This is a genomic window from Streptococcus parasanguinis CC87K (assembly GCF_000507765.1).
Classification (GTDB): Bacteria; Bacillota; Bacilli; order Lactobacillales; family Streptococcaceae; genus Streptococcus; species Streptococcus parasanguinis_J.
On sequence record NZ_KI669402.1, the window covers coordinates 321429 to 341077 of the forward strand.

A 19649-nucleotide genomic window follows, 5' to 3' on the forward strand; every position below is an offset into this window, starting at 1 on the left:
GTTAGGATACCAATTTTTCGTGGATGTTTTGATAAACAGGGTCAAAGATATCATTGACAAAGAAATGCCATACACCGATCAAGACGAAAAAGAGAAGGGCTGGCATATAGTAGCTAATGACGCCAAGTAGCGCAGTTCCAAGGATGAGCTTCAGAACCGGACGAATGTCCAGCAACATTCCGATCAAACTAAGCTTGATACTATTAGCATAAGAAAGATCGAAATGAACTTGTAATTTCAAATAAACGGCGTAAGCTAGAGGCGCTACCAAGAGGAAAACCAGATTAAACAAGAGAACCAAAATTTGGAAGAAATTCAAGTGAGGGATCTGGATCATGAGGTACATGCCATAGAGGAGAACCCCTTCAATGGCAAAGAAGGTATAAAAGACTTGATTAGCCGGGCGTAGATTTTCTTTGAAGAGTTCCCAAGCGCGTGACCAATGATAGTCCTTGTAGGTCATGCCATTTTCCGCATAGAGGCTCATGATAGTGGCACTAGCCGGTCCTACTCCCAAGAGAACACCCCCACAGATCGTCAAGACCCAAAAAATCCCTGTTACCAGCATAGCAACATAGACTCTCGTAAAAATGAACTCGATGATTTTTCCCATCATTCAGCCTCTTTTCCAATTAGTGATTCTATTATACCATAAAAATAAAACGCTTTCCCCCTATTTGCATTGGTAAATTGAAATATTGATTTTCATTTACAGGATTCATTTTCATAAAGACACAAAAAGGCTCTGGAGATCCCTCCAAAGCCTTTTTCGCACTACCTGCTCTTATTTTTTAGAAGCAAGGAATTCGTCGTATTGTTTTTGCATTTCGTCAAGCACTTTTTGGTAAGCACCTTCTGATTTCAATTTTTCAAGCATCTTAGGAACTTCTACTTCAGGATCCACAGTACCAGTATTGATCGCACCTGCGAATTGGTTCAAAGTATTTGTAAGAGCTGTGATTTCTGATTTCACTTTATCTGTGTTAAAGATGAAGCCAAGTGCTGGAGATTCTTTTGCAGTTTCCAAGTCTTTCTTAGATTGTGCAATTTGTTCATCTGTTACGTTTTCGTTGATGTAAAGAATCCAGTTGTTACCAGTGTTCCATCCAGACATGTGAGTGTTTCCGTTGTAGCCATCCAAGACTTTGACACGGTTTTCTTTGCCAGGAACTTTTTCCCAGTTCTTGCCTTCTGGTCCATAAACAAGGCCGTTCAAGAGTTCTGGATCAGTGTTCAAGAGGTTCAACACTTCCATGGCTTTTTCTTTGTTCTTAGAGTTGTTTGAGATAACAAAGTTAGCTACTTGAGTAGTGTTGTTCTTCTTGTAAAGTTCAGTAAATGGTTTGATGTCGATCTTACGGTTTGCTACACGAGTAAGCAAGCTGTTACCGTAGTCAGCTGGTCCTACTGTTTCTTCACGAACCAACCATGTATCTTGAGAAAGATCATAACCAGTGTCGCTCGTTGCTACGTCTTTTGGAATGTATCCTGCTTCGTAGTATTTGTGAAGAGTCTTCAAGTTTTCTACATAACGAGGAATTGTGTAACGGTCAACGATCTTAGTGGTGTCACCTTTCAAGTCAACAACGAATGGAAGTCCATCAACAGCCACATAGTCGAAGTCATCTGAAGGTCCACCGTAGCTCTTGTTCATTGCAAATGGAACAACGTTTGGATCTTTTTCTTTGATAGCTTTCAAGACTGGTTCAAGAGAAGCATAGTCTTTCACGTTTGAAACGTCGATACCATATTTTTCAAGAAGTGGTCCGTTGAAGGCAAAGTTTTGAGAAGATGCCACGTTAGCTGCTACTGGAACAGCATAGATCTTGCCATTTACAGTGTTCCCTTTGATGTAAGCTGGGTCAAGTGCTTTGTAAAGGTCTTTTCCTTCTTTCTTGTACAATTCTGTCAAGTCAGCATAAGCACCTTTTTGAGCGTTAATGACATAGTTATTAGCAAAGGCAATATCATAGTTTTCACCAGATGAGATGATAACGTTCATTTTTTGTGCGTAGTCACCCCAACCAAGATATTGGATATCCAATTTTGCGCCAACTTTCTTTTCAATGATCTTGTTGGCATTTTTAAGAAGAACATCCAAGTTATCTGGTTTATCACCGATTTGGTACATCTTGATGATTGGTTTACCGTCTTCAGTTGTTGCAGATTTCTTGTTGTTACCTGTAAGGCTTCCACAAGCAGCAAGAGTAGCTCCAAGAGCGATGACACTAGCAGATGCTAACGCATATTTTTTCCAATTTTTCATAAGAAAAATCTCCTTTATGTTATTTTCTTTTTAGACTAAGTTATGAGTTGAAAATCCTGTTGATTTTCAATGAACGATGTTATTCTTTCACACCACCGATGGTCAAGCCTTTTACAAAGTAGCGTTGGAAGAATGGATAGAGAATGGCGATTGGCACTGTTGCCACAACCACCATGGCCATACGTCCTGTTTCCCGTGGGATGGATTGTACAGCTCCTGCCAATTGGCCGGATACCCCGACATTTTTAGCGATGTAATCCATATTGTTTTGGATTTGCATCAAGAGGTATTGCAATGGGTAAAGGTTGTCACTCTTAATATAGAGGAGGGCATTGAACCAGTCATTCCAGAACCCTAAAGCGGTGAACAAACTGATGGTCGCAATCCCTGGTAGAGACAATGGCAAGCAGATTTGGAAGAAGATCCGTGTTTCACTTGCCCCATCGATCCGAGCGGATTCAAGGATAGCTTCTGGAATGGTCCGTTTAAAGAAGGTCCGCATCAATATGATGTTAAATGGACTGAGCAACATTGGGATAATCAAAGCCCCGATGGTATCACCTAACTGCAAGAGTTGAGTGGTCACAATGTAGCTTGGAACCAACCCTGCACTAAAGAGCATACTAAGGAGTGAAAATACGGTAAAGAACTTGCGGTATTTAAAGGTACTCCGTGAGATTGCGTAAGCATAGGTTGTGGTGATAAAGACATTACATGCTGTTCCCACAATGGTCACAAACAAGGTAATGAAGAGGGCTTGCAAGATTTTGTCTTTGAACTGTACCAAGAAGAGGTAACCATCAAATCCAAATTTTGCTGGCCAGAATTGGAAGCCATGGACTGCCAAACTTTGTTCGTCAGTCAAAGAGATCATGACAACGAAGATGAAGGGAAGCACACAGGTCAATCCGACCAAGGTCAACAACAAGGTAAAGAAGAAGTTGCTCTTCTTACTGAAAGAATGGATCCCGACATTATCAATTTTTTCTTTTTGAATGGTTGATTTTTTCATACGATCCTCCTTTCTAGAAGAGAGCGGCATTCTTATCAATGCGACGGGCAATGATATTTGAGATTAAAACAAGAACCAAACCGACTACCGATTGGTAAAGACCGGCTGCTGCTGTCATCCCGATATCCCCTGACTTGGTCAAACCGTTGTAGACATAAACATCAATAACGTTGGTCACACTATAGAGCGCTCCAGCATTATGCGGGATTTGGTAGAAAAGACCGAAATCTGCGCGGAAGATATTTCCGACTGCAAGAATAGTCAAAACCGTAATCAAGGAAGACAACTGAGGAATGGTGATGTTGCGAATGCGTTGCCACTTAGACGCACCATCCACAGTCGCTGCTTCATAGTAAGTTGGGTCAATTCCCATGATGGTTGCATAGTACATGACACTACTATAACCAAAGCCTTTCCAGATTCCTAAGAAGAGGAGAAGCGCTGGCCAGATCCACAATTCCGAGTAGAAATTGATGGCTTTCATACCAAATGAAGTTAAGATGTGGTTGACCAATCCTTTGTCCACGTTAAGGAAGGCATCGGTGAAGAAGCTGATGATAACCCATGATAGGAAGTATGGGAAGAGCATGGAGGTTTGAAGCACCTTGACCACTCTTTTTGATCTCAACTCACTAAAGATGATGGCGATCCCAACGGAAACAATCAATCCTAAGAAGATGAATCCTAAGTTGTACAATACCGTGTTTCTTGTAATAATGTAGGCATCTTTGGAACTAAAGAGGAACTTGAAGTTGTCAAAGCCAACCCACTTACTCTTCATGACACTGTCAATGAAGCCCTCTCCCGTAATATGATAGTCCTTAAATGCTACGATATTCCCAAAAACCGGAATATAGAAGAATAAGATTAACCACGCTGCACCAGGTAAGACCATTAAAAGAAAAATGAAATTTTCTCTCAGAGTCCTTACAAACTTTTTCATTTAACTCCCCCCTTTGAGCCTTGAGCGTGTTTATTTACTTTGGTAGCGTTTACATCACCTATTATAAGATAGCCCATTTACATTTTCAAACTCCTAATTATAGAAAAAATTCTACAAATTTATGACATAGCTTTAAAAAAGAGTAGAAAAGGGTGGTCGTAAAGACAGTTCCTCTTCTACTCCTATCCCACCGTGGATGAGATACCTGTCATCCAACTTGGCATTTTTTACGTTGTATAAATGGTCGAAGCTGTCGCAATGGTGTGCCACTGATTAGCCGTTGTGGCTGCGAAGTCCTGATCTCCGTAGAAATCGTTGAATGGCAAGATCTCTACTTCTAGTTCATCGATACGAGAGATTTCGCCTGCTAGGTAGTTTTCAATCCGACTTTCAGCTCGCTTGATCCGTTGCAAGAGTCCACCCATCCGGATGTCTACGGTATCCAAGCCAAAGACCTTGTTTTCTTTCAACCATTGGTGGCTAAAGAGGTCATGGAAGGTTTCAATCTGACTTCTGAGTTTTGGCAATTCTCCTCTAGCGATTTGTTGCAAGCTCTCTTTATCACCTGCTTGATAGGCCTCACGAATGCGTCGGCCCACATCCACTTTATTACTTAAAATGGCATTCAACTGAGCCTGAGTCTCAAAGAGATAGGCGTAGACACCAGCTTTTTCTTTAATGTCAGAAAGAATTTCAGCCGCCTTGGCAAAGTATGGCTTGTCCTGTTCAGGAGTCATGTGCTTGTCAAGGATTGGGCAAAGAACATCCTGATAAAAGACATAGCGGTTAGGATTGATACCACTAAGATTGTCTGGTAGGTCTGGCAAGAGGTTGGCAAGATCCAGCTGCATAAAGTCCTCAACAGATAGACCTGTATTAGTCTTGAAGTGGGCAGATAGACGCTCTAAATCATTGCGATAGCTAAGTTCTGCCCAGATTTGCAAGCTTGGCAAGATAGAGAACTGGGCTGTTTCCCCACCATTGTCCCCCCAACCCGTCACGATAACTTCCTTGATTTGGTTGGCACGGCAAGCTTTATTGGCTTCTACTGCAATGAGACGGCTGAAATGGTTGTGGGGCGTAAAACCAATCCACTTCCAAGCCCCACCTGCAAAGGCAATATCCTGGCTAATCTTGTGGTGGTTACTGAAGTTACGATTGTATTTTTCTTCGCTATCCTGATAATAATCCCAGTAAACCAAGGTCACACGGTCTTTGAGACGGTCAAGGTAAACACGCGTTTCTTCTGGAATTTCCACCTCACGGTCGTACTGGCCATCTGCTGACATGAGCTTGAAGAACATATCGCTCCACATCTGGCAGTGGAAACCATACTTATCGGCAATATCCAGCACGCGCTCCAAGTGTTGACACATGAGGAGGCTACGATCCACCACACCATTTAGGATAAGGTAGCGTCCCAAACCAACCAGGTGGGCTTCGTCCATCCCGATATTGACCTTGCGAGTTTGTAGTTTAGACAACGTCGCAAACATACCGTCAATCAGGTCGTAAACTTTTTCTTCACCGATGAGAAGAATATCTTCTACATCGCGGAGCTCTTGCACTTCTTTGACGCCCCATTTGACAAAGGCTGATAAGTGAGCCAAAGTTTGGATACATGGCACAAAGGTCATGTCAAACTGCTGGGCGTAGCTTTCGATTTCCTGTAACTCTTCAGCTGAGTATGCTCCACGGAAATAACCAAAGTAAGGTTGTCCTTCAATTTGATAAGTGTCTTCCATGTAGAGCTCAAAGGTTGAATAACCCATCAGAGCCAAGACTTCAATCATCTGCTTGGCAGATGCGACATTGAGCACGGCATTGCGCGAACAGTCCGCCATATAGGCTAAATCTTCATAGGCCGCCTGCTCTTCAATCTCTACCTTGTCCCCTTCTGCTAAAGCTGTTGCGAGCACAGATAAGGCACGGTAGAGTTGATGAGGTTTACGGTAGGTCAATTGATACTGCCCATTCTCCCCCTTGATAGAGATAGAAGCATGGTCAGACTGACCAACCGCCACTTCTACATCTGGTAGAGAAATGTGATTTTGGAGCAACTCTAAAGCTTGCGCTTGTTTACTGCTGATTCCGGTAAAAGTTACCATTGGTTTTCCTCCTGTAACCAGTTGACAAGGGCACCGTAGAGATTGGCATCTGCCTGATAGGTGCAAGCTTGAATCACTGGAGCAATTGTATATTCTTCATATCTGTCCACAAAAGTATCTACTGCTTTTTGAACCCCTCTGATAAAATCTGGATTCTGACTAATAGAGCCACCCAGGCTAATGACATCTGGGTCGATGAGATACTGGATATTGAGCAGTCCTTGGGCTAGGTTGCGATTCATCCGCTCAATAGCTTCTTGGCAAAGGGCATTGCCTGCTGCCGCCTCTTGGTACACCTTACGGCCATCCCAGTCAGACTGACCAGATTTTTCAATGACATAGCGCACCATATTTCCTGTTGATGCTAGTTGTGACCAGTTATTGAGCTTTTCTGCAGGTTCGATGGTTGTCATGTAGCCAAACTCACCGCCCAAGCCATGACGACCACGGTGAAGCTTGCCATTGATGATCATGGCGCCACCGATCCCTGTACCAATCACGACACAGGCTGCATTTTCAATCTCAGGATGCGCCAGCAATTCACTCAGTCCAACACAGTTGGCATCATTTTCTAGATGGACAGGTAGCTTGTGATGAGAAAGGGCCTCATACCATGAAAAACCATGGATGTAAGGAATGGCACTGATCCCTTCAATTACCCCTGTTTCTTGGTTAACAGCCCCTGGCACACTCATAGCAATCCCACGGTAGTCACGTTCTGACAATCGCTGGTCCAACCAAGCCAACAAATCTTCTAGAGTTTTTGGCGTTGGGGTGCTGGCCTTATCTAAAATCTTTCCATCCGGAGTGAGACTAGCAAACTTAATCCCAGTCCCTCCGATATCAATCGTTGCAATGGTCATTGCTTTTACCTGTAAAAAGGAGCGAGTCAGCAGTTGGTTCTTACTTTTTCGCTCCTCCTTTCCTTTTATTGTTTCTTCAGCTGCAACCAGCTAGACTTCTTCTTTTTTAATCCATTCTGTCCGGATTTCTTGCGGTGCCAATAAACCTGTATGGACCGGATACGGTTGTTCAAGAAGATCGACAACCGTTTGTTGTCCTTCTGACACGCGCACATTTTCTTGGCTCATATTGTAATAGCGAAGGATGTAACCTTCTTCATTTTCTGCTACCTTAAAGGCTGTTGGACAAACCTGAGGATGTGTCAAGGCTGTATGCTTGAGTAAGCTACCAGATGCTGCTACACTTCCTTCTTGTTTTTCAACTTGAAGGCTGGTCATCGGTGTCTGCAAAGCTTTAGCTCGGCGATAAGCAGAGAAGCGTCCCTGAGCTTGATGGCATTCTACTGCATATTCAACCTCAAAGTCCCGTAAGCATTGTGCTTCTGGTGTTGGGAAATAGCCCCAGTCACCAAGTTCACCGGAAGCACGGAGAAGTGTTACAGCTATCATATCGTCTCCAAGGATTTCGTATTCATGCAATCCTTTATTGGCCACTGTTACCCCTTTGACGTCATCATACAAGCTGACGAAAGCTTGCTGGTGTTGAGGATTTTCAGGATTTTCCCAAGAAGCAGCCGGTTTATTTGGCCGTGTGACCACCTCATAAATGCTTTCCGAGTCATTGCTTGGACGAGTGTTATGAGTTTTGACCAAGAGACGAATGCGGTGATCCTTAGCAGTATTGGTAAAGCGTGTCTTGAAGCGAATTTGCGGGTCATCCACAAAGATGGTCATCTCCGTTTCAAGAGGGATGGTTGTCATCTCTTCTGAGCGACTTGCCTTGCGGTTCATAAACTCGATAATGCCTCTTTGCTCCGCATCCAATTGTTCATCCGCGCTAACCGGGATCGTCAAGTCATGCTTGAGCAAGATTTTGGCATAGCGAGCATTGTTTTCCAAGACCTCATAAGCTGTTAACTCCGCATAGATCGGCTCGGTTCCTTTTGGTTGGAAGTAGATATATTCATTACCGATATCACCACGATCTTCAAAACGAAGGAAATCCTCATAAGCCTCATTGGTCGTTTTATCATAGAGGGTCAAGCCATCATCGATACTAAGGGTTACAAATGGCGTATCAATCACCCCATTTTGGAAAAGACCATCATGATGAGGTGCTTTGCCTTCCAAGAGCTGGAAGGTGGTCCAAGAAAGAGGCGCTAGGTGAACCGGAACCGTCACGCGCACTTGACGCGCGATATAAGGTTGACGGAATTTATCCTTAGGCAGGGTATAGCCAAAGCTTGCTCCCAAGTCCTCAATCTCTGCTTCTACAAGATGCCCATCTAAATCTTCTACGTGGTAGTCTGGCAAGGTCAAAGCGGCCATTTTCTTGAAGCCTTCTGTCGGATGCAATTCCTTAAACGGACAAACTGCTACATCGACAATCGTGCTGACGGTATCCACCTTATTATGCAAGCCAGTATTGATGACCGTAAAGAGGTGCTCACTCTGGGCTTTTTGAGTTGCTAGCTTACCCTTCCATTCGTTCAGAAGGTTGGTCTTGACGAAGTTTCCAACTTGGTTGACCTTGGCAAAACGAACTTCCATTTCACGGTGAACATCATCTACGCTACATCCACAAATACTATCGTGTGGCGCATTTTGTAAGAGTGTCTTCCAGGCATAGGTCAATTGATCCTTGTGGTTGTGCCCACCAGTAATGATGGTCAAAGGTTCCACCACTTGCTCGAGCAAGTTGCTGTTTTCTTGGAAGGCTTGCTTGAGATAAATCCGAGAGGAAGACGTATTTGCCAGTGTGTACCAACCATCGGTTTCCTGACTGGTCAATTCTCCTGTAACTGTTGATAATTGCTCAGGAAGCGCACTTTCCACTGCTTGCACATATTCATCAAAAGAGCTATGGATAAAGGTCACGTCAGGAAATAGTTCGTTAGCCACGCGAATTGCTTCACTCAAGTTTCGTTGAACTGGTTGGTGGTCGCAGCCGTTCATCATCAACCATTGGTTGGTGGAGGCATAGTCACGAACATCTGCCAATTTTTGTTTCCAAAAAGCCAAAGCTTCATCTTTATCCACTGGAATTTCGTTCCCATTACTGTACCAGTTGGCAAAGAGAATACCTAGCACACGGCTACCATCCGCCCCTTGCCAGTACATTTCAGAAAATTGAGAGGTGAATTGCTCATCTTCGAGGACTTGGTTATCAAATCCGATTGGTTTAACACCACGACCAAAGGCTGCTACGTGAATCCCTGATTTTTGAAGGATTTGAGGGGCTTGCCCCATATTTCCAAAGGTATCTGGGAAATAACCAATCTGAGTAGATTTGCCCCATTTAGCGCATTCAGCCTGTCCAATCAAGGTATTGCGGACATTGGCTTCACTAGAGATCAGGTAATCATCCTGCAAAATATAGAAGGGACCAATCTTGAGCTTGCCCTCGTCGATATAGCGCTGCACCTTGTCACGGTTTTCAGGGCGAATTTCTAAATAGTCGTCAAGGACAATGGTTTGTCCATCCAAGTGGAAACTTTTGAATTCAGGGTCATTTTCAAAAAGATCAAAGAGATTGTCAAAGAGTTCCACCAATTGCATGCGGTGACTTTCAAAAGGTAAATACCACTCACGATCCCAGTGGCTGTGAGAGATGATATGTACAACAACATTTTCCATGAGTAAAACCTCATTCTAACTTAAATTTAAAAATATATTTTTGATTCTTTCCCAGAATCTGTTAAGCGACAGCTCATTAGCGAATATCCAAGTAATCCAAGACCAATTCACAGAACATCATGTTGGCCCAAGAGAACCATTCACGCGAGTATTTGGTTGGATCATCTACATGGAAACTTTCGTGCATGACGCCCGTGCCTCCATCGCAGGCAACCAACTGGTCCAGCAAATGTTTTTTCTCAGCTTTATCATTTGTTGTCAATCCTTGAATGGATAAAGCAATCGGCCAGATATAGCGATAAAAGGTATGAGAACTTCCGAGCCCACTAGCATACTTCCCTTCATAGAAGTAAGGATTTTCAGGGCTCAAAATCGTCCGACGAGTGGCTTGGTAGACTTCATCTTCGATCGCACAATAACCAAGATAAGGAGCCGCCAACAAGCTTGGTACGTTCGGATCATCCATGATGCTAGCATTTCCCAAACCGTCTACCTCAAAGGCATAGATTTTCTCACCCTTGCTGTTAGTGGTGTAGGCGTAGTTTTCGATCCCTTCTTGAATCTCCGCCTGCAGGCGTTTGGCATCTGCAATGATGCTCTCGCTATCGGCTAGATTCAATGTTGCGAAGATTTCTTGCACATAACCCAAGACAACCACTGCAAACATATTGGACGGAATCAAGTAACTATACTGACAGCAGTCATCACTTGGACGAAAGGCTGACCAGGTCATCCCTGTCACAGCGAAATCTGGCCCAAAGCCATCATTCACCAGCGTGTCTTCCTTACGATCTGTATCCCGAACAAAGCGATAAGGGGAATTCTTGTGGTCTTGTTCCACTGTCCAAAGATGAAGGATTTCCTTGGTCGCTGTAACAAAAGTCTCATCAAATTGGCTAGTCTCACCTGTTTCCTTCCACAGGAGATAAGCCAATTGCAAGGGATAGCAAAGCGAATCCACTTCATACTTGCGCTCCCAAATCCAGCCATTCAAATCGGTGTGGTCGGTCTCGTGGTGGCCTTTCCAGTTCTCCTCAATATTAAAAGAGTTAGCATAGGGATCCTTGAGGATCAAGGTCATCTGGCGTTTGACCAAACCAGCAATGGTCTGGCGCAAACGAGGGTCTCTTTTTGCCACATGAAGATAGGGTCTCAATTGAGCCGTTGAGTCACGCAGCCACATAGCTGGGATGTCCCCTGTTAACACAAAGGTTGAACCATCTTCTAAAATTTCAACTGTGTTGTCCAAAGTGTCTGTATAACAACGTTCAAAGACATCCACCCACTCCGGGTACTCCTTAGCTCGCTCAGCCACTTGATCCAACCATTCTCGCACAATTTCTTTTGAATAGGTCATTTATTTTCCTCACACGTATCGATTCTTTCCTATTCAGTATAAAAGATTTCAAAGGGGAAATACATACGCAAACTATAGCCCTTTTTCTACAAAATTTTCCATTTGATAAAAACGCTATCATATTTGACAACACTTTGATACAATGAAGAAAATACCACCGCGTGTTCCAAGAAAAACACAGATCATTTAAGGTTGATGAAGAAAAAGGAGACAAGATGCGCACAACTTGCCAGACCATCGATACCCGCTGGGGAAGCGAGAATCATCCCCACTATTCCCACGGAAATACCCTCCCTTATACTGGAGTCCCTTTTGGAATGAACTACTTCCTTCCCCAGACGACACACGAACAAGGGGCTTGGTTTTTCAACCCCAATCTTCTAATTCCGAGAATACATTTGAAATAAAAAAGAATGCTGACAAATCAACATTCTCTTTATGTTCATTTTGATAAACATTATAAAATTTGTCTGTTTAGCTACCAAAAAGCTACCAACAAATTTGGAATTATTTTTAATATGATTTATACCAAAAGTCAAGTATCAAATTTTCTAGATGATATGATTCTATTTAGATAATGATAATTTTTCTACTAATCTTCCTTAATAATTATTGCCGTTCTTTTCTTAGTTAATTTTTTTCATAACTCTTTATAAGAATAACCAATAAACTACTTAGTAATCCCAAAATAACTAGACTTAATCTCGGATTTAAAAGCCAATTAAAATAAGCAGCCAGTATCCCTCCAAAAGGAGCAAAAATGGTAGCTATTACAAAAGAACTAGAAAGTATTTTACCAATATTATACTCAGTACTTTCTTGTTGCTGTATTGTTGTAATCGAGACAGAAGCTATTGTAATTAGTCCACTCAAAATGGAATAACAAATTCCAAAAAATATCCAATTTTCTACTATTCCACTCGCCATAATGACAAGTGGGATGGTTGCCATTGATATATTCATCAAGATAAAGGCATCCTTCTTATTCAAAAAAGTAGAAAGAAAGGTTACTGCTATCAAACTTCCAAATCCAGCAATTGAGTAAACAATCCCAACAAGACTATTTGATAATTTTAATTGATCCTGTAAATAAAAAATAATCGTTGCATTGAAACCTAGCATAGCGATATTCACAACAATAGTAAAGAGTAAAGAAATCCTCAATTTAATATTTGTAAAGTTCTCTTTAAAACCTACAAAAATTTCTTTTATATCATCATTACCATTCTCCTTGTGTTCTTGCTCTGGAATATATGAAATTAGGATTGAAAGAAATAATAACAAGAAAGAAGCACTATTAATAAAAAAAATGCTATTAATATTAAACTTTAACATTAGTACCCCTGCTAGAGCTGGAGAAATTAATTTTGAAATAGTTCGAACACCTTGAAACTGAGAATTATATTTTTGCAATTCTTCCTTCTCAAATAAGGCAGGAGTAATGACTGAGAATCCTGTTTGAAAAAGTGTCGAAAATAAAGGTATCAAAAATGCAATAACATAGTAAAAAAATATAGAAACTGAATATTTAGATAATATCGGTATTACACTACATAATAATGCAGGTATTAATGTAGACCATAATAGTATTTTTTTCTTATTGAAATTATCTAATAAGTAACCCATAACAAATCCCAAGAAGAATTGAGGTAGCAATTCAATAATCACCATTCCTCCCATTGCAAAAGACGAATGAAATTCTTGGTAAATTAAAATTGGAAAAGCAATTTTCTGAAATCTATCTCCAACATTTGATATAAACTCACCAAAAGTAATTGTATAAAACGTTTTCTTGTTAATATCCAAAATGTCCCTTCTTTCTAGTTAAATCACGATGAATATCACTTTTTATTAAATAGGTCTTTAGATGATATCTAAAGACTGAGGTGTATACCTAAACATTTTATCCACCGACAATAATAATATCCATAACCAACAATAAAATTAGGGAATTTTTTAAAATTTTCTTCATATTTAGACTTCCTTTCAGTTTTTATTTATTGTACAATAAATAAAAATCAATTACTTTTTTGTTGGGAAAATGGGAAATATGAAATCAAAACTTGGTATAACACTCAGAAAACTTCGAAAAGGAAAGCAAATCAGTTTATGTTCAATTGCTGATAGTAATTTATCTAAATCTCAAATATCTAGATTTGAACGGGGAGAATCAGAAATCTCTTGTATTCGACTAATCAATATTTTAGATAAATTACATATAACTTTGGATGAATTTATTATTCTTCATGACAATAATTCTACTAGAACTGGTTCATTCGCTAACTTGGTGCAATATATTCGAAAACACTACTACACAAAAAATTTTGATAGTATTATTGAATTACTATCAAACTCTTCAAGTTATAACTTGGGTCCTTATGAAAAGACAATGGTAAAATCGATTCTCTATACAACAAATAAAAATTTTCTCCCCTCGGACGAGGAGTTATTACAGCTAACAGATTATCTTTTTAAAGTTGAAAACTGGGGTTACTATGAAATTATCCTATTAGGTAACTGTGTAAGAACAATTAAATATAACTCCTACTTCCTATTAACTATAGAAATGTTAAAAAATTATATCTATTCAACATTAAATAAGACAAATAAACGGCTTGTTACACAATTGGCAATCAATTGCCTAATTGTTAGTATTGATAAAGAAGAATTTCAAAATTGTAGTTTTCTAATCAAAGAAATAAAAAAATTACTAAATAATGAATTAAACTATTATGAACAAACCGTCTTCTTATATACATGTGGATACTTTGAATTTAAGTGCAATCCTGCGAACGGAATCGAAAAGATGAAACAAGCACTTCAGGTATTTGAAATTCTAGGAGAATATAATATAAAAGCACAGTACCAAGAGCACTATGACAAATATATTAATCAATAGCATAAAGATAGTTAATCTTTAACCACCAAAAAGATTGACTATCCTGCCTTTCGTTTCCTCTATTTTCCCAGCGTTTAATAAATGCTTTAGCTTGCTTTTTTTACTCCCGGATATTATTCACTTTGTGCTCTCCAACTACCACATTATTTTGATTTATTTATGTAATAAATCCTTTAAAGTTTTAATAATTTTGTTTTTATCTGCTTCTGTCAATTCATATTCTCTCAATAAACTAACAATTTCTTCTAGTCCGTCATCACGTCCTTTTAAAATCTCAAGAGACGTACCAAAGATTTCAGCTAATTTTTCTACTGTTTCATCTTTCGGATTTCTCCCTCCATTTTCCCACCTAGCATATTGAGCTTGAGCTACACCTAACTTTTCAGCAACTTCTAATTGAGTAAGTCCTGCATTTAGTCGGGCTTTTTTTATATTGTCTTTTAACATTTTAAAATTCCTTTCGTTTTTCTATTGACTTATAACCAAAATGGTTGTATTATACTTATATAACCAAAATGGTTATATAAAAACAAAGCATACAAAATAAGTGATACTAGTTAATTTTATGAGTATGCAAAAACACCCCAGAAAGCTCTGCAAAGCGTTCTGAGGCTTTCGTTTAAAACCAATACAATTATACCAAAATGGTAATAAAAAGTCCATAAGAAGCGAGATATGGCTAGATTGAGGAGATTATGAAATCTACACAATACACAATAAAAGACAACAACACTAACAATACTCATTCTTTTTATTCGCCTAGTTTAGGTGCATCAGTTCTAATAAATGATGATGTATTTAACAATATTCGAGACGAAGAAATTGAACTTCGAGCACTTGAACTGCTATCGATTTTTCTAGACAAGTATTTTGGGTAGTTTAAAAACTAATAAATTAGAGATTGGGAGACAAGTGCAAGGGCGCGGGCCGAAGGCAGAGCGCCCGAAGCTCGAAGTTCTCCCAATCTCTAATATAAAAACTGGCGTTTCTAACAGCCAGCAATCAGATACACTTAAGGCAACGCCCTAAGTAACGAGTCATCGGCAAAAATCAATAGTAGCAACGAATTACGCAGATTTTAAGTATAGAAAGGAGGCGTTACAGTTGAAAAATACCATTCAATCTCTACGAGAATATCAAAGTCAAGTAGATTTATCAAAACTAGAAAAATCGATTTATATCAGCATTGACAGATTAACAGTAATCTTTGATAGCGAGAACCAATCACTTAGACGAATATTTCGTGAATTACGAAAATCACTCGATAATATAATTCAAGAATTTAGTATTCAAGAAAATCTAAGAGAAGACTATTTTACTCTTTATAAAACGATAGACGAAGATAGTATAAATCTAATTTTCTTTCAACTATCGGATTATGGTGGTTATCAAGTCATACGCCTAGACTTCAACCCTAACTCACTAAAAGAATTTGAGGGGTTACAAGTGTGGAGGCAGATTATGAATTACGCTCGATTAAATCGATTAGAAATTAGACTGTCACGATTAGACCTTGCTTTTGATATCTTTAATAGGCCAGAAATAGTTTTTTTACAACATATCAAAGGAGGGGTTAGTCATAAAATATTCTACGGTAGAGGGGGCAATATAGAAAGTAAATACTGGGGTGCAAGTGGTAGCAACGTTCAAGTACGTTTGTACGATAAGAATATAGAGGTACTAAGTCACAAAAGAGCTGATAAATTAGATATAGAAAACAAACCCTTTTGGTGGCGGTTAGAGTTCCAACTACGAACAAAGGCTATAAACGAGGAAACCATTTCAGAAATTTCTAAACGATTGGAGAATTTTAGCTTTTTTAGTCTTTCAAGTGTTCCAGATGATAGCAAAGCATTTGCTTATATCTTTCTCCATGAACCTGCACTCTTACCCGAATTATTCCCCTATCTGAAACCTAACACTATTAGAGTTAAAAAGACTAGGCTTAGAAAACATTTAAAAGCATTTGATAGTAGCTCATTTTCTTTAGAGCTACAAGATGCACTTAAAGAACAAACCCCACGATTAAATAATGAACTCAAACAATTAATAGGAGAATTCCTAGAACTTACTAGTAAAGGAGAAATTGATTTATGAACGATAAATTAACTATGACAGTACAAGAAATTATGGACTTAGGTTTTTCAAAATGGACTGCTTATAATATTTTACGGCAAGCAAAACATATTATGGTCGAGCGTGGTTTCGATTTCTATAACAATAAAGGACTTGGAACTGTTCCAGTATCAGTTGTAGCAGAGATACTTGGATTGGAGGAACTACATGTCAAAAACTAGATATACCGGTGTTACGAAAGATGATAAGACTGGCAAATATACTTATTATTTTAAAGCTGGAGTTGACCTAGCTACTGGTAAACCTTATCAAGAACGTAGACGTGGTTTTCAAACCGCAAAAGAAGCCTTTGAAGCACGTACAAGAGCCTTGAATAAGATACAACAAAAAGGAGGAATTAAGCATACTCAATGGACTTTTAAGCAGTTTATGGAAGAAGTTTTTATGCCAAATTATTACGCTACAACAAGTCCGGATCTCGAACACAGACGTCAAGTTATATTCGATGAATTTATTCAATACTTTGGTAAGAAAAAACCTAGAGAAATTACTACTTATGATGTGATTAATTATAGAAACGGTTTATTAGAGAAATATTCAAATTCATATGCAAGAAACAAGATGACTTTGCTTAATCAAGTTTTGAAAACTGCAAAAAAATATGGGTTGATTTTTCATGAAATTCCCACAAGTAATATTAGTCCAATTCCAATCATAAAAAAACATATAGATTTTTGGACAAAAGACGAGTTCCAAAAAGTAATACAATCACTTGATAAAAAGAGTTATTTTGAGCACTTTGTTTATACGCTTTTTTGGCTTTATTATTTTACAGGAATGCGTGTAAATGAGGCGACTGCTCTTTATTGGGAAGATGTAGATTTTGAAAAGAAAACTCTAGCAATCAATCACAACTTACAGTATATAAACCGTGAAAATTGGGTTCGGCGTAACAAACTAAAAACTGAAAGTTCCAGACGAACCATTGGCCTTGATGATAATACTCTAAACGTACTTAAAGAATGGAAAGAACGACAAGCAAAAGTTGACAAGATACCATTCATTCTATCACTTGATGGAAATCCATATCGTAAACGTAGTATTAGAGACCAGATTCTAAAATATTCTAAACGAGCAGGAGTTAAATACATTCAACCAAAAGGTTTAAGACACTCCCATGCGTCATTACTTATTAATGAATATAATGTAAATGCTCTATATATTCAAAGACGATTAGGTCATTCTGATGTCAAAACTACACTTAGCATTTATAGTCATTTATACCCAAACGCTGATTCCGAATTAACAGATAAACTCAATCTCATATCAAGTGATTTTATCGACTAAATCTCTTTGGCTACCAAATTAGCTACCAAAAAAAGAAAATACGCCTCAAAAGCCTCATTTTAAAGGGCTTTTTTTCATATTTTCCCACTACTTCCTATTTTTCAGGGTTTTCGCCTCACCCACCAGCCTAGTCCTTGGATAGGAGACTACGCTTGGTGCCTCATCACGCCCATCACAGGAGAAGTTACAAGTTCCGACCTCTTCCGTCGCCAAAGCAGTTATTCAATGAAAGAAGCTATTTTCCAGCCCCACTACCTCCGTATTTTTTCGGAACGTTATCAGATTCAAAGCGAGCTGGTTCCAAGCCGCTACGGGGCTGTCATGCACTTTCGAGCACCAGAAAGACTGACACTCTGCTTTCATGCAGCAAAGGAACTAGAGGACTTGACCCTGACAGACCAAACCTGCCACTTCCGCATTCTGGATCAGGCCCATACCGCAGATACTTCCTACTCTTTCTATCTCCAGTGGCAATTTAGCCAGCCGATTGAGAACGTCACTCACATCGATCATGATCTTTTTCTCACCTTTTCTAGCAAGGAAGTGACCGTCCAATTAGGAACTTCTTATCTGTCCCAAGACATGGCTCACAGCCATCTTCCCAACCCTTCCCTAGAGGAAGCTAAAAAAGAAGCAACCGATCAATGGAATCAGCTGCTAAAACGAATTGAAGTGAAGGATACCGGAGGGCGTGACCAAGCCTTTTTCGACCATTGCCTTTACAGACTCCTCCTTTTCCCTCAAACTTTTTATGAAACGGATACTGAGGGAAATGACTGGCACCTGGATGTCACCCATAATGAAATCAAATCAGGAAAAGCTTATACGAATATCGGATTTTGGGACCTCTTTCGGACCTCTTTTCCGCTCTTTAGCCTTGTCTACCCCGATTACTACCGTCACTTTCTCGAAGGATTTTTAAACACTTACAAGGATACTGGTTTTCTACCAAAATGGTTGGCCCCAGATGAACGAGGAATGATGCCAGGTACCCTCATCGATGGCGTCTTTGCGGATGCTGTCACAAAAGGGATCGCACCAGACCTACATGAAAACATGCTGACAGCCATGCTCCAGACGGCTCAAAAAACAGATCCCACTCAACATTTTGGTCGCCATGGCAATGAAAGCTACAAGGCCCTTGGCTACCTACCCGAAGATTTTCATGAAAGTGTTAGCCATAGCCTAGATTATGCCTATAGTGATTTTTGCATTGCTAGCGTTGCCAAGCAATTGGTTCATACAGAAACAGCCGCTCGGTATGCTGCTTCCAGCCTCTCCTACCGAACATTGTACGATGCCCAAACAGGCTTTATGAGAGCACGATCCACCAATGGAACCTTTAAAGAACCCTTCTCTCCTACCAGCTGGGGAGGAGATTATGCAGAATGCTCTGCAACCCAGGCTACTTTTGGAGCCTTACACGACCTCTCCGGCCTGATAGAGCTGATGGGCGGTAAAAAAGCCTTCACCCAACGATTGCTGGATCTGGCCAATCAAAAACCTCAATTTGATGTAAGAGGATATGGCTATGAAATCCATGAAATGAGTGAAATGGCCCAAGCCCCATTTGGGCAGATTGCCATCTCCAATCAACCCAGCTTTCACCTTCCCTACCTCTTCCGCCACAGTCTTCACCCCGAATATACCAATCTCCTGATCCACCAGATCCGTTCCCAAGCTTTCCATCCAAATTTCCAAGCCTATCCAGGTGATGAGGACAACGGTAGCCTATCTGCTTGGTACATCTGGTCAGCCCTTGGACTCTATCCAACCTGCCCAGGAAAACCAATCTATGATCTAGGGCTCCCCCTCTTTAAAGAAGTCCTTCTCCATCTTCCCAAGCAAGAGCTCAAGATTTGCGCCAACTCACACACTGCAGGCGCCTATTTCATCCAAAAAGCCCTATTAGATGGTAAAGAGAAACAAGAGATTTCCCATCAAGACCTCCTTGAAGCCCAATTGCTCCAATTTGAGCTTTCTTGGCTCCCCCCACATGCATAAGAAAAAGAGGCTGGGACAAAAGTCCTAGCCTCTCAATT

General features: G+C 40.1%; 14 protein-coding genes and 2 pseudogenes. 6 read left to right on the forward strand and 10 right to left on the reverse strand.

Going from position 1 to position 19649, the window contains the following annotated elements; all coding sequences use genetic code 11:
* Position 1: 1 nt before the first annotated feature.
* The 8 genes from HMPREF1195_RS08040 to HMPREF1195_RS08075 all read right to left on the reverse strand — a co-directional run bounded on the left by HMPREF1195_RS08040 (position 2) and on the right by HMPREF1195_RS08075 (position 11285).
* Complete coding sequence (locus HMPREF1195_RS08040) at positions 2-613, reverse strand: YesL family protein (RefSeq protein ID WP_023919676.1); 612 nt, start codon at positions 611-613, stop codon at positions 2-4.
* Between the two features lie 171 nt (positions 614-784).
* A complete protein-coding gene (locus HMPREF1195_RS08045) occupies positions 785-2266 on the reverse strand; it encodes an ABC transporter substrate-binding protein (protein ID WP_023919678.1) in 1482 nt (493 codons plus the stop codon).
* A gap of 79 nt (positions 2267-2345) precedes the next feature.
* Positions 2346-3278 (reverse strand): carbohydrate ABC transporter permease, encoded by a 933-nt coding sequence (locus HMPREF1195_RS08050; RefSeq protein WP_003004100.1) that lies wholly within the window; start codon positions 3276-3278, stop codon positions 2346-2348.
* Between the two features lie 13 nt (positions 3279-3291).
* Positions 3292-4221, reverse strand: coding sequence for an ABC transporter permease (locus tag HMPREF1195_RS08055; RefSeq protein WP_003009701.1), 930 nt, complete (start codon positions 4219-4221; stop codon positions 3292-3294).
* A gap of 227 nt (positions 4222-4448) precedes the next feature.
* On the reverse strand, positions 4449-6329 hold the full coding sequence (locus HMPREF1195_RS08060; RefSeq protein ID WP_023919681.1) for a beta-N-acetylhexosaminidase: 1881 nt from the start codon (positions 6327-6329) through the stop codon (positions 4449-4451).
* Positions 6323-7192 (reverse strand): ROK family protein, encoded by an 870-nt coding sequence (locus tag HMPREF1195_RS08065; RefSeq protein ID WP_023919683.1) that lies wholly within the window; start codon positions 7190-7192, stop codon positions 6323-6325. The genes HMPREF1195_RS08060 and HMPREF1195_RS08065 overlap by 7 nt, the downstream gene beginning before the upstream one ends.
* A gap of 90 nt (positions 7193-7282) precedes the next feature.
* Positions 7283-9928: an alpha-mannosidase gene (locus tag HMPREF1195_RS08070; RefSeq protein WP_023919685.1), complete on the reverse strand. Its 2646-nt coding sequence runs from the start codon at positions 9926-9928 to the stop codon at positions 7283-7285.
* 76 nt (positions 9929-10004) lie between these two features.
* Entirely contained in the window at positions 10005-11285 is a 1281-nt protein-coding gene (locus HMPREF1195_RS08075) for a glycoside hydrolase family 125 protein (protein WP_023919687.1), read from the reverse strand.
* Between the two features lie 215 nt (positions 11286-11500).
* Here HMPREF1195_RS08075 and HMPREF1195_RS08080 point away from each other — a divergent pair.
* A pseudogene (locus tag HMPREF1195_RS08080) lies at positions 11501-11671 on the forward strand (cell wall anchor); the annotation flags it as partial.
* A 244-nt stretch (positions 11672-11915) separates the two neighbouring features.
* Here HMPREF1195_RS08080 and HMPREF1195_RS08085 read toward each other — a convergent pair.
* A complete protein-coding gene (locus HMPREF1195_RS08085) occupies positions 11916-13091 on the reverse strand; it encodes an MFS transporter (protein WP_023919690.1) in 1176 nt (391 codons plus the stop codon).
* Positions 13092-13335: 244 nt separating this feature from the next.
* Here HMPREF1195_RS08085 and HMPREF1195_RS08090 point away from each other — a divergent pair, with 244 nt between their 5' ends.
* Positions 13336-14184, forward strand: coding sequence for a helix-turn-helix domain-containing protein (locus HMPREF1195_RS08090; RefSeq protein WP_023919692.1), 849 nt, complete (start codon positions 13336-13338; stop codon positions 14182-14184).
* A gap of 153 nt (positions 14185-14337) precedes the next feature.
* On the opposite strand, the gene HMPREF1195_RS08095 is transcribed toward HMPREF1195_RS08090, so the two are convergent.
* On the reverse strand, positions 14338-14631 hold the full coding sequence (locus tag HMPREF1195_RS08095; protein ID WP_023919694.1) for a helix-turn-helix transcriptional regulator: 294 nt from the start codon (positions 14629-14631) through the stop codon (positions 14338-14340).
* A gap of 657 nt (positions 14632-15288) precedes the next feature.
* On the opposite strand from HMPREF1195_RS08095, the gene HMPREF1195_RS08105 reads away from it, so the two are divergent.
* The 4 genes and pseudogenes from HMPREF1195_RS08105 to HMPREF1195_RS08120 all read left to right on the forward strand — a co-directional run.
* Positions 15289-16281, forward strand: a complete 993-nt coding sequence (locus HMPREF1195_RS08105) for a hypothetical protein (RefSeq protein WP_023919696.1) — start codon at positions 15289-15291, stop codon at positions 16279-16281.
* Positions 16278-16481: a DUF3173 family protein gene (locus tag HMPREF1195_RS08110; RefSeq protein WP_000998327.1), complete on the forward strand. Its 204-nt coding sequence runs from the start codon at positions 16278-16280 to the stop codon at positions 16479-16481. Before HMPREF1195_RS08105 ends, HMPREF1195_RS08110 begins: the two co-directional genes overlap by 4 nt.
* On the forward strand, positions 16468-17607 hold the full coding sequence (locus HMPREF1195_RS08115; protein ID WP_023919699.1) for a tyrosine-type recombinase/integrase: 1140 nt from the start codon (positions 16468-16470) through the stop codon (positions 17605-17607). Before HMPREF1195_RS08110 ends, HMPREF1195_RS08115 begins: the two co-directional genes overlap by 14 nt.
* A gap of 81 nt (positions 17608-17688) precedes the next feature.
* Positions 17689-19611, forward strand: a pseudogene (locus tag HMPREF1195_RS08120) (GH92 family glycosyl hydrolase); the annotation flags it as partial.
* Positions 19612-19649: the final 38 nt, after the last annotated feature.

Coding starts and splice junctions, on each gene's coding strand:
- HMPREF1195_RS08110 (WP_000998327.1), top strand. CDS start 16,278: ATGAACGATAAATTAACTATGACAGTACAAGAAATTATGGACTTAGGT.
- HMPREF1195_RS08045 (WP_023919678.1), bottom strand. CDS start 2,266: ATGAAAAATTGGAAAAAATATGCGTTAGCATCTGCTAGTGTCATCGCT.
- HMPREF1195_RS08115 (WP_023919699.1), top strand. CDS start 16,468: ATGTCAAAAACTAGATATACCGGTGTTACGAAAGATGATAAGACTGGC.
- HMPREF1195_RS08095 (WP_023919694.1), bottom strand. CDS start 14,631: ATGTTAAAAGACAATATAAAAAAAGCCCGACTAAATGCAGGACTTACT.
- HMPREF1195_RS08065 (WP_023919683.1), bottom strand. CDS start 7,192: ATGACCATTGCAACGATTGATATCGGAGGGACTGGGATTAAGTTTGCT.
- HMPREF1195_RS08075 (WP_023919687.1), bottom strand. CDS start 11,285: ATGACCTATTCAAAAGAAATTGTGCGAGAATGGTTGGATCAAGTGGCT.
- HMPREF1195_RS08060 (WP_023919681.1), bottom strand. CDS start 6,329: ATGGTAACTTTTACCGGAATCAGCAGTAAACAAGCGCAAGCTTTAGAG.
- HMPREF1195_RS08050 (WP_003004100.1), bottom strand. CDS start 3,278: ATGAAAAAATCAACCATTCAAAAAGAAAAAATTGATAATGTCGGGATC.
- HMPREF1195_RS08040 (WP_023919676.1), bottom strand. CDS start 613: ATGGGAAAAATCATCGAGTTCATTTTTACGAGAGTCTATGTTGCTATG.
- HMPREF1195_RS08090 (WP_023919692.1), top strand. CDS start 13,336: ATGAAATCAAAACTTGGTATAACACTCAGAAAACTTCGAAAAGGAAAG.
- HMPREF1195_RS08070 (WP_023919685.1), bottom strand. CDS start 9,928: ATGGAAAATGTTGTTGTACATATCATCTCTCACAGCCACTGGGATCGT.
- HMPREF1195_RS08055 (WP_003009701.1), bottom strand. CDS start 4,221: ATGAAAAAGTTTGTAAGGACTCTGAGAGAAAATTTCATTTTTCTTTTA.